The following is a 14,012-nucleotide window of genomic DNA, read 5'->3' as shown; positions in this document are numbered from 1 at the left end:
GGGATTCTCGCTGTAACCAAGGGCTAAACGCTTTAGCCAGGCTCAGTAAGGCGGGTGTATCCTGCATGATAAATCTCTTCCTGGCAGGCAAGATGCCTGCGCTACGGAAATCGATCAATTTGCATCAGTAGGATGCTCCTAAGGTATGCCAAAAGAACATTGCTTTGGTAGTGGGGTGCAAATTGTTGGCGCATTGGCGCATTGGAGCATTAGAGCATTAGCCAACAGATTCAGTCCTAGCCCGTAATGTAACGATCGCTCAACACTTTGACACCTAATCTGAACTTTTATGAAGGTTTCGTAGGGCAGTATGAAGGGGGTGGGATCGCTGAATGATAAGCTACAAATTGCGCTTAAGAATTCGTTTATTAATAGCGGAGTTCAGATGATCGGATCAAATCAGGTTCCTTACCTATTACGGGCTGCACGGGGAGAAAAGCTAGACCGTCCTCCGGTTTGGATGATGCGACAGGCCGGACGATATATGAAAGCCTATCGAGATCTGCGCGAGAAGTATCCGTCATTTCGGGAGCGATCGGAGATTCCAGAGGTTGCCGTTGAGGTTTCGCTTCAGCCCTGGAGAGCGTTTCAACCCGATGGTGTGATTCTGTTCTCCGATATTGTGACTCCGCTGCCGGGAATGGGCATTGACATGGACATTGCGGAAGGAAAAGGGCCCATTATTCATGACCCTATCCGCAGTTGGGAACATCTCAAGAACTTGCGCCCGCTGCAACCGGAAGAATCCTTACCGTTTATTCGCACGATTTTACAAGCCCTCCGCCAGGAAGTGGGCAATCAGTCTACGGTGCTGGGTTTCGTCGGTGCCCCCTGGACTCTGGCAGCTTACGCAGTGGAGGGTAAGGGGTCAAAAACCTACTCTGTGATTAAAAACATGGCCTTCTCGGAGCCTGATCTACTGCATCAGTTCCTGGAATTCCTGGCCGATTCGATCGCTACCTATGTGCGTTACCAGATTGATTGCGGTGCACAAGTGGTGCAGATGTTCGATTCCTGGGCGGGGCAACTCTGTCCCCAGGATTATGAAACCTTTGCCCTTCCCTACCAGCAGCGAGTCTTCCGTCAAGTCAAGGAAACTCACCCGGATACGCCTTTAATTCTGTTGGTCAGCGGCAGTGCCGGTTTGCTGGAGCGCATGGGCCATTCTGGGGCAGATATTATTAGCCTGGATTGGACGGTAGACATGGCAGAAGCTCGTCAGCGCTTAGGCTGGGATGTGAAGGTGCAGGGCAATATTGATCCTGGCGTGCTGTACGGTTCCAAGGCCTTTATCCGCGATCGTATTCTGGAGACGATTCGCAAGTCTGGCAACCAGGGACACATCCTGAATCTGGGCCATGGAATTTTGCCCGATACGCCGGAGGAAAATGCTGCTTTCTTCTTTGAAACGGCCAAGCAGGTGGATCAGCTATTAGCCGTTCATGCGTAGGAAGGCAAATTCAGTAGATCTAAAATGGGTTCGTTTCACAGTGAACCCTGGGGGTGATCCCCCTAAATCCCCCTTAAAAAGGGGGACTTCAACCCTCTTCGGTTTGTGCTACGCACACGCTCCGCGAACGGTTCCCCCTTTTTCAAGGGGGCTAGGGGGGATCTAAACAAGGTTTGTGATCTACTGAAATTTAATAACCTGAAAATTTTGTGGGGTGGGCAGCGTTTCGCCGGCTCGACTGAGCTTCGCCGAACGTCTGAGCTTTCGACGGCTCGAGTGAGCGTTCGACTGAGCTCAAGCCGAAGTCCGAAGTCTTACCCGCCCCGTCACCAAAGTAGAGCACTGTACAGGTTATTCAATCCATGCTCCTGAGATTTCTCCTCCTCTTCATTGCGTAGTTGGCTAATTCGAGTCTGTATCTGCCGATGGCGCGCCACCCCTTCGTAGGTATAGCGGTTGTAGCCATTCTCTTCGATCAAGGTTTTAATATTGCGAATGCGTTCCTGGGTGTCCGGATGGGTGGAAAGCCAGACCAGACCCCGTGGCGTTTGATTCTGCTCATCCAGCGTCACCATCAAGTTATACAGCCCATCCGCTGCATAGCCAGCGGCCGCCAGTAAACGAGTGCCAAAGGCATCTGCCTGTCGTTCCATATCGCGGCTGTAGCCCAGCACAGTTAGATCCGTTGCCAGTCCTCCTGCATAGGGAACAGGCAGAAACACGCTGGCGGTAAGGTTGCTGGAAGTCACCAGTTGGAATCCGTGAGACAGTGCAGAATGGGCAATTTCATGGGCAATTAATCCTGCCAACTCGGCTTCTGACTGGGTTTGCTCGATCGCCCCCGCATAGATAAAGATCTTGCCCCCCGGTAAGGCAAAGGCATTGAGGCGAGGATTCTGCACTACGAAAAACTCATACTCAAAGTCATCTCGGCCCGCTACATCGGCTAATCGCTGCCCAATGTCGTTCACGTAGGCAATCACTTCTGGATCTTCCACCAGATCAATCTGCCGCTGGATGGCTCTGGCAGCACTCGACCCAACCTGAGATTCCCCTCGCAGGAGCAGCACTGCTGTATCGATCGCGCTGAATGGCCCGAAGAATCCCCCCGTTAGAGCAAAACTCAAGGCTCCTGTAAACACATTGGCAATGGCATTCCCAGTCAATCGACTGCGCATCCGGCTTCTGAAGGTGCTGTGGTGTTCATCTGCCAGGACGAGAAATGCATCGGCATCGGGATGATCAGGATGGAAGAGGGCAAACTGTCGGGCTGCGATCGAGGCATCCAGCCATTCTCCGCTGGCCGCGAGGGTATTGACTCTAGCCCGAACCAGCTCCGATTGATCAGGATATAGAGTGACGGCTCTTTCCAACACTGCCAGGGCTTCAGCGGGTCGCTCCTGCTCCAAAAGCAGTTCCGCATAGCGAATTGTGGCAGGGAAAAACTCTGGATAGTCCTGAACCAGCAATTCCAGGGGAACCAGCATCCGAGTCAGTAATCCTGAGTCCTGTCCGGCTGCCGCTTCCCGCCAGTAAACCTGTCCCGCAGGGGGTAAAAGCGCTGGATCAGCGATCGGTTCAGGTCGATTACCAAACGCAACTCCTGTAAACGATCCCTTAGCCTTCCGGTAGAAGTGCTCCGCTTCTACCCGCCGTCCCTGTTGATGCAGGCGATCGGCTTCCAGCAGCAGTTGGAAATATTCATCTCCATGCCGTTCCGCCCCCTCCCCATCCAGCCCTGCATCGGGTTTCTGTTCGGCTGTTCGATCGGGTATGACAAGCTCTGGCTCCTCTGATGCTAATTCTCCCGGCTCTGCTAAATCGGGCTCCTCTAAATTGGAGAGGCTTTCTGTATCTAAACTTGTCGCTTCCGCGATATTCCCATGCGTTTGACCAGCTTGAGCCAATGCCCCTGAAGCAGACAGCAGCAAACTCATCGAAATCAGACCTGAAGCCGATAAACCATACACACGATCGATTAAAGCCATCGTTGCAACCCCCTTTAGACGGAATAAGATTGCCTGTCAGACATACCATTCCGCGAACCGTTGACGAATGATCGCCTGAATTTGTTCCGCTACCGCAGCCTGATTTTGGTTGGCATCAATCCGCCTGATGCGCTGGGGAAATTTTTGCGCCAGTTCTGTAAAACCTTGCCGGACTCGCTGATGGAATGCCAGGGTGGCTTGCTCAATTCGATCGTGCTGACCTCGGCTCTTGGCCCGGTTTAACCCCACTTCTACCTCTACATCCAGCCACAGGGTCAGGTCGCTTTCTAATCCTCCCGTGGCAATGGTGTTCAGTCGCTCAATCAAAGCGCGATCGAGTCCCCGGCCATAGCCCTGGTAAGCCATCGTCGAATCGGTGTAGCGATCGCACAAAATCAGTGCCCCCTGGTTCAGATGAGGCTTGAGATACCCCTCCACATGCTGGACTCGATCGGCTGCGTACAATAGCAACTCTGTGCGGTCTTGCATCGGTTCCTCGATCGGACTATGTAATAAGAGGTGACGAATTTCCTGCCCTAGCTTCGTTCCTCCTGGTTCACGGGTGATCAGCAGTTGGGAGATCTGCCCTTGCGCCATCAGCCGCTCGATCGTGCCACTCTCTGTGAGCCATTGCTGCAATCGAGCAATTTGCGTCGTTTTGCCAGATCCTTCGCCTCCCTCAAATCCAATGAATCGCCCTTGCATCATTTATCTCATCTTGCTCAACGTTTAAGGTTGCCCTGCAAGTATAGGAGGAAGTTATCAAAGATGTTTTGGAGAAAACAAAAATCAGAACAAATATTTCAGAGAAATTAGCCGGACAATGGAATCACAATGACGTATAACTGACAATCAATTCCATGTTTGTTGCTTATCACAAGCTTGAAGTTGTAACGGTTTAGTACAAAGTTGCTAGACTGTGTGGGAAACGGTTTATGCCTGCAATCAATCTTTGTGTTGCAACAGTTAAGCCAAAAATTAAACCAAAATTTGTTGCCTTTAAGTCTTGACTATCGTTGTAAATTCAGGTTGGGTATGATCAGGCGGTTTCGTAGTTAACACCGGGGATGCCTATGGCTCGATACACAAGTTTGTTTAAAGTAGCCGTATCTTTAGACGGGTTCCGGCAATTACTGGCTGACATCTTGCGCTCGTGTAGTCTTGATGTAATCTATTCCTCTGAGGACTACCTCGTTGCGCGTGAAGTTCCTGGCCATGTCGCTTTTGCTAAACTCGTGACGGTTGAGGTCTTGATCGAACAATTTCCAACGAAAGAATCAGAAGTGCAGATGAGCTTTGTCGTCAAAAATGAAGAGCTACCGCTTCGCAATAATAATCACTGTCGGCAAATTTTTAACTTAATCAATCAGGCGGTGGCAGAAAGTCGTCAGTGGCATTTAATTGAGAGTGCTGCAAGTTAGGGTGCTGCGTCGAGATCAGCCTGGTGGTGACAGCCAAGCCAAGGGTTCTCTGAAACGGTGATGCTGCCCAACTGGGGTAGGTGCACTGATGTTATGGGAGTTTGGCACCGAATTAATCTGATACTGTGATCCTGGTACTGTACTCCTGATCTTGTAATGCCATTGCCTACAGCGATCCACAGCCGATCGGTAAAGGATGCAGTGATGATCCAGTGATGACCCAGTGATGACGCAGCAATAACGTAGATTTTGATAGTTTTCAGATCAGAGACTCAGCTTAGAGACAGATCGGAGACATCGCAAGGAGCGGAATTTGCATTCCCTTTGCCCCCTCCTTTCCCAGGTGTGTCACTATAAATGAGTGGAGATTGTTCAGGTTTAACTTAGTCGCTTTGCAAATCACGTTTTTAGGAACCAGTTCAGGTGTTCCCACTCGATCGCGGAATGTGTCCAGCATTGCCCTCCGGTTGCCGCAGCGGGCAGAAATTTGGTTGTTTGATTGCGGTGAAGGCACTCAGCATCAGATTATTCGCAGCGATCTGAAAATCAGTCAGATTGTTCGCATCTTTGTCACCCACATGCATGGGGATCATACCTATGGATTGATGGGGTTACTGGCAAGCTGTGGGCTAGCGGGTAATCCCAGTCGCATTGATGTGTATGGCCCACCCAAGCTGGAGGAATATTTGAAGGCCTGTGGACGCTATTCCCAGACCCATTTTTCCTACCCGATTAAAGTCCATACGGTTCGACCGGGAGTGGTGTTTGAAGATGCGGAATTCATCGTTCGTTGTGAGGCGTTGACCCACCGAGTGCCTGCCTTTGGTTATCGGGTAGAGGAAAAAGAGAAACCTGGACGTTTCGATGTGGAACGGGCGATCGCCATGGGAATTCCGCCTGGCCCCGTCTACGGCAAGCTGAAGCAGGGTAAGGTGATTACGTTGCCCGATGGTCGCCGGATTAATGGAGCCGATCTATGTGGCGAACGGCAACCGGGGCGTAAGTTCGTCTATTGCACGGATACTATCTACTGTGAGAATGCTGTGGAGCTAGCCAGGGATGCGGATGTCCTGGTACATGAAGCCACCTTCTCCCATCAGGATGCTGAACTGGCCTATCAACGGCTGCACTCGACTTCTACCATGGCTGCCCAGGTTGCCCTGGGGGCCCAGGTCAAACAGTTAATCATGACCCACTTTAGCCCCCGCTACGCGCCTGGAAACGCGATCGGGTTAGACGCACTCCTGGCTGAAGCTCAGGCGATCTTTCCCAACACTCTCATGGCCCACGATTTTTTCACCTACGAAATTCCTCGTCAGGCTTCGCAACCTCTGGCGACCCCAAAACGATAATTCCCACCGATCATTCCACCGATCATTCTCCAGGCTGGGATTATTGTCCCCGTACTTGCTTCACCAGATGCATTAATTCTGGCAAAATCAGCTTCTCCATAGCGAGGGTGACGGCATTACTGGATCCCGGCAGGGAGAAGATCAGCTTGCCTTGACAAACCCCTGCAACGGCGCGAGATGCGATCGCCCTGGAACCAATTTCTTGATAGCTCAACCAGCGAAAAATTTCCCCAAATCCAGGCAGTGTTTTTTCCAGTAGCTGTTCGACGGCATCGTAGGTCGTGTCTCTGGGGGCAATTCCGGTTCCGCCATTCAAAATCACTGCATCAAGGTCTGAGCGTTGGCACAGGTGCTTGATCTGCGCCTGGATTGGGGTTGGGTCATCCTTTACCAGGGCATACTCCGCCACCTGATGGCCTGCGGACTGAAGCAACTGCTGAATTGCTTGTCCGCTGCGATCGGTGTCTGGCGATCGGGTGTCGCTCACGGTAATCACCGCACAACGGACGGCGATCGGTTGGCGGTCAGGGTGGGGAGAAGCCATAGAACAGTAGGAAAGATAATAAAAGCAAAGGATAGCGGATCAAAGACAAGCCTGGGTTGATTCGGTTAAGCGCACTTATCCCTGCTCTACTATCCTTTCAGGACTAACTCTTACTGAAGCCCAAACCATTCTCTTCCGCATACCGATCCATAAAGCGGATAAAGCGCTCCCACTCTTCCACGCTCTTCATCACGTAGATGGCCTCCAGGGCCTCTGGCTGACCATTGACGAACTTTGCCTTAACTTCACGAGTCGAAATTTCCCCTTCATCATCGATCAGGTACATTCCAGTAATGTCATCTGTGCGATCGTTGCTTAAGGCCTTGGGGTTTTGAAAGTAAAAAATGGCTTGCCCGTTTGTACCGTCTTTTGCGCGTGTTAACCGGACATCTGGCACTACGTCTTCACGAATTCCTCTAGAAAATTGAATTTCAGCCATGCTTCTTCGTTCCAATATTTATCGTTAACTTAAACTTATCTTCTCATTTTTCTAAAGATTAAATAATGAGGCTCTAAAATTTGAGGATCAATCTATCCTTAGGGGGTATCACGGAGGTAAGATGGGTTGATTTTTCTGATAAGTCCGTGCATTCTGTATTCTCACGACTGTAATAAACGGTAAATATCGGGCACATTAACAGTGCATCCAGTTCAACTACCACTGTGAAGGTTATGGGCAAAGATTCAAAGCGTTTCTGTTTACTGGTTACTCTCTGTGGGCTGATGGGAATTGCGATGGGCGCAACAACCAGTCAGGCTGCCATTAATGAATGTCTGTCAGATTCAAGCCCCAGTCATGAGTGTCTGATTCAAGACCCTGCCACTAAAAAGCTGGAAGGAATTGGGATGGGGCTGATGGTTGGGGTATGTGCTGCCGTTGGGGCGGCATGGCGATTTGGAGACAAGTAGGACTAATTTCTGGATGGACTCAATTCATTCACCTCACTGTCCATCATTCTCTCTTCTTACCCCGAACATTTATTCTCTGACGAATGTACGTCTGACACTCGATCGAGTGCTTGGAGTCAGGTTTTCTATGGACTTTCGGCTGACCTGCGCTACGGAAATTGATCAACTTGCATCAGTGAATGCTCCGGACTCCAGCGACTCAGCGATTCAAGTCAGCAACGCAATGGTTCCCTGCTCACTTATAATTGCTAAGTGTTAAGTTAAGTAACTTGACTGACCGTTAATGTAACGAACTGTATCTGGTAAACAGCAGTGCAGATGTTTTTCGCATCGATCGAGCATCTGCATTCAGCGTTTACACGTTACAGAAACTGGGCTGCGAGCGTTAAAGCTCGATTTGCGGACTGTCACTGCGTTCCTCAGGTGGGCGAACGGGGTGGGGTCTCAATTTGCCTGTGACAGCGTTTGGAACTGCCAAACCCCTACGCAATTCAATGCTTTGAAGTGTTTGATGACCACCTTCCGCATGGAAGTTCATAGGGACGGGCGGTATGGGATGACTGGGAACCGTTAAGTTCAAAACAGAACCAGTTGGCCCATCAATGGTATAGGAAAGTAACGCATTCGCATGACTTAATGAGGTGAATTTAGAGAGCTATGACATTCTCGATTGTGGCTTGGGATCCAACAACTCAAATGACCGGAGTTGCAGTCGCAACAAAGCATCTCGCAGTGGGGGCCCTGGTTCCCCACGCCAAAGCTAATATGGGTGCGATCGCAACTCAAGCAAAGACGAATCCACTCCTTGGCATCAATGGACTGCGTTTGCTGGAACAGCGCATTCATACAGAAGGCAGCGTTGATGAGATTTCGGTTGAAGCGATCATTCACCTCCTGCTGAAAGATGATGAGGATGCTCAACATCGACAGCTTCATCTCGTTGATCACAATGGCCATACAGCCGCCTGGACGGGGCAAGAATGCATTGACTGGGCAGGACATCTAACGTTTCAAAATTTTTCGGTTGCCGGAAATATGCTGGTGGGGGAACAAACCCTGACGGCAATGGCTGAGGCTTATCAGTCTAAGGAAGGCATGGAGTTTTGTGAACGTCTTTTGCAAGCCCTGGAAGCTGGGGAAGCCGCAGGGGGAGACAAACGGGGTCGCCAGTCCGCTGCCCTCTACATCATGCATCAGGATGATTATCCTCACCTGGATTTACGGGTAGACCATCACCAAAATCCGATCGCTGAACTGCGCTATTTGTTTGAGGAATCACGTAAAGACTACTATCAGTCCTTCCGGCAGTCCATGCCTAAAAAACGGCTTTTGCCGACACCAGCCCTGTATCTCAAACTATCTTCGACGGGGGTAGTGCAACTCAATTCAGCCCACGGAGCAGTACAGTTAGATCCCTCCGAAGTGCGAACCCATCACCGATCGACCTTACCGCAGACTGGCTGAGGCATAGAGAGCCGATCGTAAAGGGGGACTGGGGAAGTCGGGTAGTCGCGTGCGTCCCCCGTTGGGGACTGGGTATGACAAGATAGTGAAATAGCCTATTTCCAGTGAGTGCTAATGTCTTCTGTGAATTCATCCTTAGATTCAGCCCTGCAACAGTTGCGTGAGGTGCGTCTTTCCATCCTGCGCCTTCATAAGGCGTTGTTAGAATCCGAGCGGGTAGTCTATGAGCAATTTCATGGGCGCATTCAGTCTAGTGGAGAATTTTTTCGCCTTGTGGTGGATCATGAGTGGTTTAGCTGGCTGCGTCCTATTTCCCAGTTCATTATCCAGATGGATGATGTGCTGAAGTCTAAGGAACCCGTGACGATCGATCAGGTCAATATTCTGCTAGACCAGGCGGAACAAATGCTTCAACCCAATCAAGAGGGAAGCACGTTAGAAAAACGCTACTATCGAGCCATTCAGCGAGATCCTGGCATAGCAATGATGCATGCTGATCTGACCCGATTGTTAGCAAACGAGTCCTGATCAAGCTGCATTTTTTGCTCAAAGTTTCCTGCTCAAAGTTTTTTGCTCAAACATTCTTGCTCAGACATTCTTGCTCAGACATTCTCACCCAATCAAATTTTGTATCCGTACACAGGGTAAAGCAGAAAGAGTGAGCGATGTGAGGGTAAGTCTGCTAGGCTAAAACGCATGGAATCCCCGAATGCCTTTTTAAGCGAAATTTCAGCAGAGGACTGGGCCAACACACCGGAGAGTGTCAAGCAGTTGGTGCAGCGTCTATTGGAGCGTATTGAGGCATTAGAGGCAGGCCAGCAAGCGTTACAAGAGCAAATTCAGCGCAATTCCAAAAACTCCTCGCAACCGCCTTCGCAAGACCCTCCGAAGGGATTCAAGGCTACCCCGAAAAAGAAAAGTGGGAAAGCGCGAGGCGGACAACCGGGACATCCGGGACATTCGCAGGAACTTTACCCGCCGGAACAATGTACGCGCATTGAGGATCACTACCCTGAGGTGTGTTGCGAATGTGGACATCGCTTGAGAGGGAAAGATGCCAATCCGCAACGGTGTCAGATCGTAGATTTGCCACCGTTACAACCGATTGTTTTGGAACATCGCTTTCATGCGTTGGAGTGCCCCCAGTGTGGGGTAAGCAGCCGTGCCTATGATGGCGAGATTGTGGATGGTTGTCGCTATGGGGAAAGGCTGTGTGCATTAGTCGCACTGTTGAGTGGAGAGTATCGTCAAAGTCACCGGATGGTGGTGCGGCTGTTGAGTGAATTGTTTGAGATTCCCATCTCCGTGGGCAGTGTCGGACGCTTGCGGCAACAGATGAGTGAAGCGATTGAGCAACCCGTCGAAGCGGTTCATCGCTATGTGCAGCAGCAACCCGTTGTTGGGATAGATGAAACGAGTTTGCCTCAGGGTAACGCCGATGGGAACAATGGCAAGGGGAAGCGAGGCTGGTTGTGGGTGATGGTAACCCCGTTGGTGTGCTATTTCCAGGTGGCGTTAAGCCGCTCTCAAGCCACCGCTCAAAGCATCTTAGGAACTGATTTTGCTGGGATTGTCAACAGCGACCGCTACAGTGCTTACAACTGGTTAAACTTGCAATGGCGACAATTGTGTTGGGCGCATCTGAAACGCGATTTCACCAAAATTGCCGAACGGGGTGGGGTGAGCCAGACCTTGGGAGAGCAACTTCTCCAACAGCAAGAGAAATTATTTGAGTTATGGCATCGGGTGCGAGATGGAACCTTAGCACGCCCCCAATGGATAGAAGCCGTAGCACCCATTCGACAACGGGTGAAAGCACTGTTGGAAGAAGGAGCGGCTTACCCAATTGGGACCAGAGAAAAGACACCTTTGGCAAAGACGGTGCGAACCTGTCAGCAGTTACTCAAAGTAGAACCTGCTTTATGGTTATTCGTCACAACCGTTGGAGTAGAGCCAACCAATAATGCAGCAGAACAGGCGATTCGTCCAGCAGTGTTGTGGCGACGGTGTAGCTATGGCTCCCAAAGTGAGGCAGGCAGTTTGTTTGTCGGACGAATGATGACGGTTGTAGCAACGCTGCGGCGGCAAAATCGCCATGTCCTCGATTATCTCACCGATGCTTGCTATGCCAAGCGTCGGGGCTTGCCTGCCCCTTCTTTACTTCCGCTTCCCGACCTACAGCGATCCTCCTGACTACCTTGCTAACCCTGTGTACGGATACCAAATTTTTGCTCAATCAAAAGAGGGGATAACAGCACGAAACTGCTGCTAACCCCTCAATTTTTTTGCTTAATTCTTAAACTTTGCTACGACCGATCGAAAAATCAAATTCTAGAAAACTAGATTGACGATCCGATTCCGGCATAAGCTCCGTAGAAGAAAAGACCAACTACAACTAACACACCTGTTCCAGCGATCGTTGCCACAACCCAAAGGGGAATTCTACCAGATTGCAACATGAGTTTCTTAACCTCCCAACTTGTTTAAAGCACAACTAGCGAACAAAAGACGGGCTTGAATTTCTTCGTTCAATTTCAGAAAAAACTGAACTAGTTGAAGAAATAGCTGGAGAACAAAATACCGAGCACAAAAATCAGTAACAAACCCAGGTAAAGCGAAGTACGATTTAACTCTACGGGCTGCTTATTGGGGTTTGGAGTACGGTCCATTGCGTTAAAAGTCTCCTAACGTTGGATAAATTGCATGGCTGCGATCGCTCCCAGGAAAAATACAGTGGGAATGGCGAGAGCATGAACAGAGAGCCATCTGACTGTAAAAATTGGATAGGATGTAGGCTGATTCGGCGTATTGCTAGTCATGGTTGATCAACTCGCGTTTTCAATTTACTTTGTCAAGCTACAGATCAAGCTACCTTGATTGAATAAACTCATCAATTTGCTGCTTTGACTCAAAGCGATCGTTGACGATAGGAACCTCCTGGCGAGTTTCCGTGAAGTACGCATCCGGACGAGGGGTTCCAAACACATCATAGGCTAACCCCGTGCTGACAAAAAGCCATCCGGCAATGAACAATGCTGGGATGGTAACACTGTGGATTACCCAATAACGAATGCTGGTAATAATGTCTGAAAATGGACGTTCTCCAGTCGTACCGGCCATCTAATCTCCTCCCAATTGGTGATAACGTCGAACACAATTTATATGATACGAGAGTGGGTAAACAGTCACAAGCAAACGATGTGCTTCGATCGCTACCCTTCTTCTATTTTACGAACCAACTGCCTGGGCTACATTTTGCTCCGGTTGATACCGCAGTAATGTTCCACCCTGTCCCAAGATATACCCTTGTTCAGGGGATAGGAAAATGATCCGATAGAAGTTTGAGGGCACATTTTCCACATCCCGATCCTTCTGCCAGGTTTCTCCACCGTCAAAACTGACGAGCAGATTGCCACTCCCCCCGGAAACCCAGATTTCTTCCGGTGTCCGGTAGGCTAAATCGAGCAAGCCCCAACTGGTCGCAAACTCTGGTGCAGTAGCTTCCTGCCAATCTTCTTCAGCCGACTCATCGCCAAACTGTACTAAACCGCCACGAGCCAGGAGCCAGAGCCGACCATCTTTTCCAAAGCCCATGTTTTGCAAACGTCGAGAGCTAGTCCGGTTGTGTGGTTCCCAGGCATCCTGTCCGGGGCGCCAGATGGAATAAAAACTACCCCGTGAGGACACAGCAACATACTTGCCATCCTCCGATCGAGAAATATTCCGCAGTACGCCAACCGCTTCCTGCACCATAGCCTGCCAGGTCTTACCGCTGTCCTGGGTTCGATAAATCGCACCAATGTCGGTGGTCATTTCTGCCGACTTTGGCCCCAGAGCAGTCACGGTGTAGGGCGAACCAGGGAGTTTTTCACTCAGCGGTACGCGCAACCAGGAATCGCCACCGTCAGTCGTGTGGAGCAGAATACCTGGCTGTCCGGTCACCCAACCTTCCTGCCCAAAAAAGCTGACCGAGTTAAAGCTGTACTGACCAGTTCCCAATTCCAGACTACGCGGTTGCCAGGTTAGCCCACCGTCGGTAGTCTCCAGCAAGGTCGCCTTCTTGCCGACAATCCAGCCATGATTGGGATCATCGGTAAAAGCTACATCTGAGAGAGTTTCCTCGGTCGGTAGTGAGACGAGTTGCCAGGGATTATAGCTGGCGGAGGGTAAGAAGTTGCGGGCACAACTACTACATAACAAAACTGCCACCAGCACTAACACAATTTGCCTTAGTGGTTTCAAAATTGAATTCATCGGACTACAGTTCATAGCTCCTAACTGACTGGGAAATGGCGATCGACTAGATCTGGCTAGACTTGGATCAAGAATCTGAATGTTATGGATGGGAATCAACCGGACAAGCTCATTTGGACAAGTTCGATCGGACAAGTTCAATCGGACAAATTCAACCGAACCAGTTTCGTCAATCAACCGGGCTGTCCTGCTCTGGTCGATCGCCTGCCGGAAAATGCAGCTTAATTTAGACCGTATAGGCTTAGGAAGAATAAAAAGCCCAACGCCAATGCCCCAAAAATCAAAATGTTCTTTTGACCTGGCGTTAATGCGTTGACACCAAACCCGTACCCCAAATTTTCTTTAAACCCCGATGGATTACCCTCAGGGCCGAGGTTACTAAATCGAGTCTTCCGAGCACCGCAAACTGGACATCTCCACTCTTCAGACAAGTCCTCAAAGGCAGTCCCCGCAGGAATCTTCCCTGCATTGTCCCCTTTGGCTGGCTCGTAGATGTATCCACAAGCCGCGCATTCATAGCGATCTAAAGATTTGGAATCAAGAGCTTCAGCACTCATGCTAGTACGCGCCTCATTGAAGACGTTCAAGATATGAAAAGGTGAATATGAGAAACTGTGTTACAAAAATTAT

18 protein-coding genes are annotated in these 14,012 nt (G+C 50.1%); 8 read left to right on the top strand and 10 right to left on the bottom strand.

Annotated elements, in window-relative coordinates; genetic code table 11:
* Positions 1–385: 385 nt before the first annotated feature.
* Entirely contained in the window at positions 386–1,450 is a 1,065-nt protein-coding gene (gene hemE / locus ACM1PF_RS13815) for a uroporphyrinogen decarboxylase (protein ID WP_416675449.1), read from the top strand.
* A 326-nt stretch (positions 1,451–1,776) separates the two neighbouring features.
* Here hemE and ACM1PF_RS13810 read toward each other — a convergent pair whose 3' ends face one another.
* Both ACM1PF_RS13810 and tmk read right to left on the bottom strand, forming a co-directional pair.
* Positions 1,777–3,438 carry a M48 family metalloprotease gene (locus ACM1PF_RS13810; protein WP_416675446.1) on the bottom strand — a complete coding sequence of 554 codons (1,662 nt, stop codon included), beginning with the start codon at positions 3,436–3,438 and terminating at the stop codon, positions 1,777–1,779.
* A gap of 36 nt (positions 3,439–3,474) precedes the next feature.
* A complete protein-coding gene (gene tmk, locus ACM1PF_RS13805; protein WP_416676644.1) occupies positions 3,475–4,143 on the bottom strand; it encodes a dTMP kinase in 669 nt (222 codons plus the stop codon).
* Between the two features lie 368 nt (positions 4,144–4,511).
* On the opposite strand from tmk, the gene ACM1PF_RS13800 reads away from it, so the two are divergent.
* Positions 4,512–4,859, top strand: coding sequence for a hypothetical protein (locus ACM1PF_RS13800; protein ID WP_416675445.1), 348 nt, complete (start codon positions 4,512–4,514; stop codon positions 4,857–4,859).
* 392 nt (positions 4,860–5,251) lie between these two features.
* Complete coding sequence (locus ACM1PF_RS13795) at positions 5,252–6,211, top strand: ribonuclease Z (protein ID WP_416675443.1); 960 nt, start codon at positions 5,252–5,254, stop codon at positions 6,209–6,211.
* Between the two features lie 40 nt (positions 6,212–6,251).
* On the opposite strand, the gene ACM1PF_RS13790 is transcribed toward ACM1PF_RS13795, so the two are convergent.
* Positions 6,252–6,755 (bottom strand): MogA/MoaB family molybdenum cofactor biosynthesis protein, encoded by a 504-nt coding sequence (locus ACM1PF_RS13790; protein ID WP_416675440.1) that lies wholly within the window; start codon positions 6,753–6,755, stop codon positions 6,252–6,254.
* 103 nt (positions 6,756–6,858) lie between these two features.
* Entirely contained in the window at positions 6,859–7,194 is a 336-nt protein-coding gene (gene psb28, locus ACM1PF_RS13785; protein ID WP_416675438.1) for a photosystem II reaction center protein Psb28, read from the bottom strand.
* Positions 7,195–7,427: 233 nt separating this feature from the next.
* Here psb28 and ACM1PF_RS13780 point away from each other — a divergent pair, with 233 nt between their 5' ends.
* From ACM1PF_RS13780 to tnpC, 4 genes are all read left to right on the top strand, one after another.
* A complete protein-coding gene (locus tag ACM1PF_RS13780) occupies positions 7,428–7,664 on the top strand; it encodes a hypothetical protein (protein ID WP_416675436.1) in 237 nt (78 codons plus the stop codon).
* 657 nt (positions 7,665–8,321) lie between these two features.
* Positions 8,322–9,128, top strand: coding sequence for a DUF1028 domain-containing protein (locus tag ACM1PF_RS13775; RefSeq protein WP_416675433.1), 807 nt, complete (start codon positions 8,322–8,324; stop codon positions 9,126–9,128).
* 114 nt (positions 9,129–9,242) lie between these two features.
* A complete protein-coding gene (locus ACM1PF_RS13770; protein WP_416675431.1) occupies positions 9,243–9,656 on the top strand; it encodes a hypothetical protein in 414 nt (137 codons plus the stop codon).
* Positions 9,657–9,824: 168 nt separating this feature from the next.
* On the top strand, positions 9,825–11,321 hold the full coding sequence (gene tnpC, locus ACM1PF_RS13765) for an IS66 family transposase (RefSeq protein ID WP_416672324.1): 1,497 nt from the start codon (positions 9,825–9,827) through the stop codon (positions 11,319–11,321).
* Between the two features lie 146 nt (positions 11,322–11,467).
* On the opposite strand, the gene ACM1PF_RS13760 is transcribed toward tnpC, so the two are convergent.
* From ACM1PF_RS13760 to ACM1PF_RS13740, 5 genes are all read right to left on the bottom strand, one after another.
* A complete protein-coding gene (locus tag ACM1PF_RS13760) occupies positions 11,468–11,587 on the bottom strand; it encodes a photosystem II reaction center protein J (RefSeq protein WP_416675430.1) in 120 nt (39 codons plus the stop codon).
* A gap of 90 nt (positions 11,588–11,677) precedes the next feature.
* The gene (locus tag ACM1PF_RS13755) at positions 11,678–11,797 is read right to left on the bottom strand and encodes a photosystem II reaction center protein L (protein WP_416675429.1); all 120 of its coding nucleotides are present in this window, start codon (positions 11,795–11,797) and stop codon (positions 11,678–11,680) included.
* Between the two features lie 15 nt (positions 11,798–11,812).
* Complete coding sequence (gene psbF / locus ACM1PF_RS13750) at positions 11,813–11,947, bottom strand: cytochrome b559 subunit beta (RefSeq protein ID WP_416675427.1); 135 nt, start codon at positions 11,945–11,947, stop codon at positions 11,813–11,815.
* 49 nt (positions 11,948–11,996) lie between these two features.
* On the bottom strand, positions 11,997–12,248 hold the full coding sequence (gene psbE / locus ACM1PF_RS13745) for a cytochrome b559 subunit alpha (protein WP_416675426.1): 252 nt from the start codon (positions 12,246–12,248) through the stop codon (positions 11,997–11,999).
* A 108-nt stretch (positions 12,249–12,356) separates the two neighbouring features.
* On the bottom strand, positions 12,357–13,382 hold the full coding sequence (locus ACM1PF_RS13740; RefSeq protein ID WP_416675423.1) for a photosynthesis system II assembly factor Ycf48: 1,026 nt from the start codon (positions 13,380–13,382) through the stop codon (positions 12,357–12,359).
* 84 nt (positions 13,383–13,466) lie between these two features.
* Between ACM1PF_RS13740 and ACM1PF_RS13735 the strand changes: the two genes are divergently transcribed.
* On the top strand, positions 13,467–13,607 hold the full coding sequence (locus ACM1PF_RS13735; protein WP_416675420.1) for a hypothetical protein: 141 nt from the start codon (positions 13,467–13,469) through the stop codon (positions 13,605–13,607).
* Here ACM1PF_RS13735 and ACM1PF_RS13730 read toward each other — a convergent pair.
* Positions 13,604–13,939, bottom strand: coding sequence for a rubredoxin (locus ACM1PF_RS13730; RefSeq protein ID WP_416675417.1), 336 nt, complete (start codon positions 13,937–13,939; stop codon positions 13,604–13,606). The genes ACM1PF_RS13735 and ACM1PF_RS13730 overlap by 4 nt on opposite strands.
* Positions 13,940–14,012: the final 73 nt, after the last annotated feature.

It is taken from the genome of Egbenema bharatensis FJBBOT/2019 (genome assembly GCF_048077055.1).
GTDB lineage: Bacteria > Cyanobacteriota > Cyanobacteriia > Elainellales > Elainellaceae > Egbenema > Egbenema bharatensis.
Note: the sequence above shows the minus strand (reverse complement) of the source record. Positions and strands in the feature narration are given on the sequence as shown.

Excerpts from the sequence above, each read along its gene's own strand:
- hemE (WP_416675449.1), top strand. The coding sequence starts at position 386 with ATGATCGGATCAAATCAGGTTCCTTACCTATTACGGGCTGCACGGGGA.
- ACM1PF_RS13810 (WP_416675446.1), bottom strand. The coding sequence starts at position 3,438 with ATGGCTTTAATCGATCGTGTGTATGGTTTATCGGCTTCAGGTCTGATT.
- tmk (WP_416676644.1), bottom strand. The coding sequence starts at position 4,143 with ATGCAAGGGCGATTCATTGGATTTGAGGGAGGCGAAGGATCTGGCAAA.
- ACM1PF_RS13800 (WP_416675445.1), top strand. The coding sequence starts at position 4,512 with ATGGCTCGATACACAAGTTTGTTTAAAGTAGCCGTATCTTTAGACGGG.
- ACM1PF_RS13790 (WP_416675440.1), bottom strand. The coding sequence starts at position 6,755 with ATGGCTTCTCCCCACCCTGACCGCCAACCGATCGCCGTCCGTTGTGCG.
- psb28 (WP_416675438.1), bottom strand. The coding sequence starts at position 7,194 with ATGGCTGAAATTCAATTTTCTAGAGGAATTCGTGAAGACGTAGTGCCA.
- ACM1PF_RS13780 (WP_416675436.1), top strand. The coding sequence starts at position 7,428 with ATGGGCAAAGATTCAAAGCGTTTCTGTTTACTGGTTACTCTCTGTGGG.
- ACM1PF_RS13775 (WP_416675433.1), top strand. The coding sequence starts at position 8,322 with ATGACATTCTCGATTGTGGCTTGGGATCCAACAACTCAAATGACCGGA.
- ACM1PF_RS13770 (WP_416675431.1), top strand. The coding sequence starts at position 9,243 with ATGTCTTCTGTGAATTCATCCTTAGATTCAGCCCTGCAACAGTTGCGT.
- tnpC (WP_416672324.1), top strand. The coding sequence starts at position 9,825 with ATGGAATCCCCGAATGCCTTTTTAAGCGAAATTTCAGCAGAGGACTGG.
- ACM1PF_RS13760 (WP_416675430.1), bottom strand. The coding sequence starts at position 11,587 with ATGTTGCAATCTGGTAGAATTCCCCTTTGGGTTGTGGCAACGATCGCT.
- ACM1PF_RS13755 (WP_416675429.1), bottom strand. The coding sequence starts at position 11,797 with ATGGACCGTACTCCAAACCCCAATAAGCAGCCCGTAGAGTTAAATCGT.
- psbF (WP_416675427.1), bottom strand. The coding sequence starts at position 11,947 with ATGACTAGCAATACGCCGAATCAGCCTACATCCTATCCAATTTTTACA.
- psbE (WP_416675426.1), bottom strand. The coding sequence starts at position 12,248 with ATGGCCGGTACGACTGGAGAACGTCCATTTTCAGACATTATTACCAGC.
- ACM1PF_RS13740 (WP_416675423.1), bottom strand. The coding sequence starts at position 13,382 with ATGAATTCAATTTTGAAACCACTAAGGCAAATTGTGTTAGTGCTGGTG.
- ACM1PF_RS13735 (WP_416675420.1), top strand. The coding sequence starts at position 13,467 with ATGGATGGGAATCAACCGGACAAGCTCATTTGGACAAGTTCGATCGGA.
- ACM1PF_RS13730 (WP_416675417.1), bottom strand. The coding sequence starts at position 13,939 with ATGAGTGCTGAAGCTCTTGATTCCAAATCTTTAGATCGCTATGAATGC.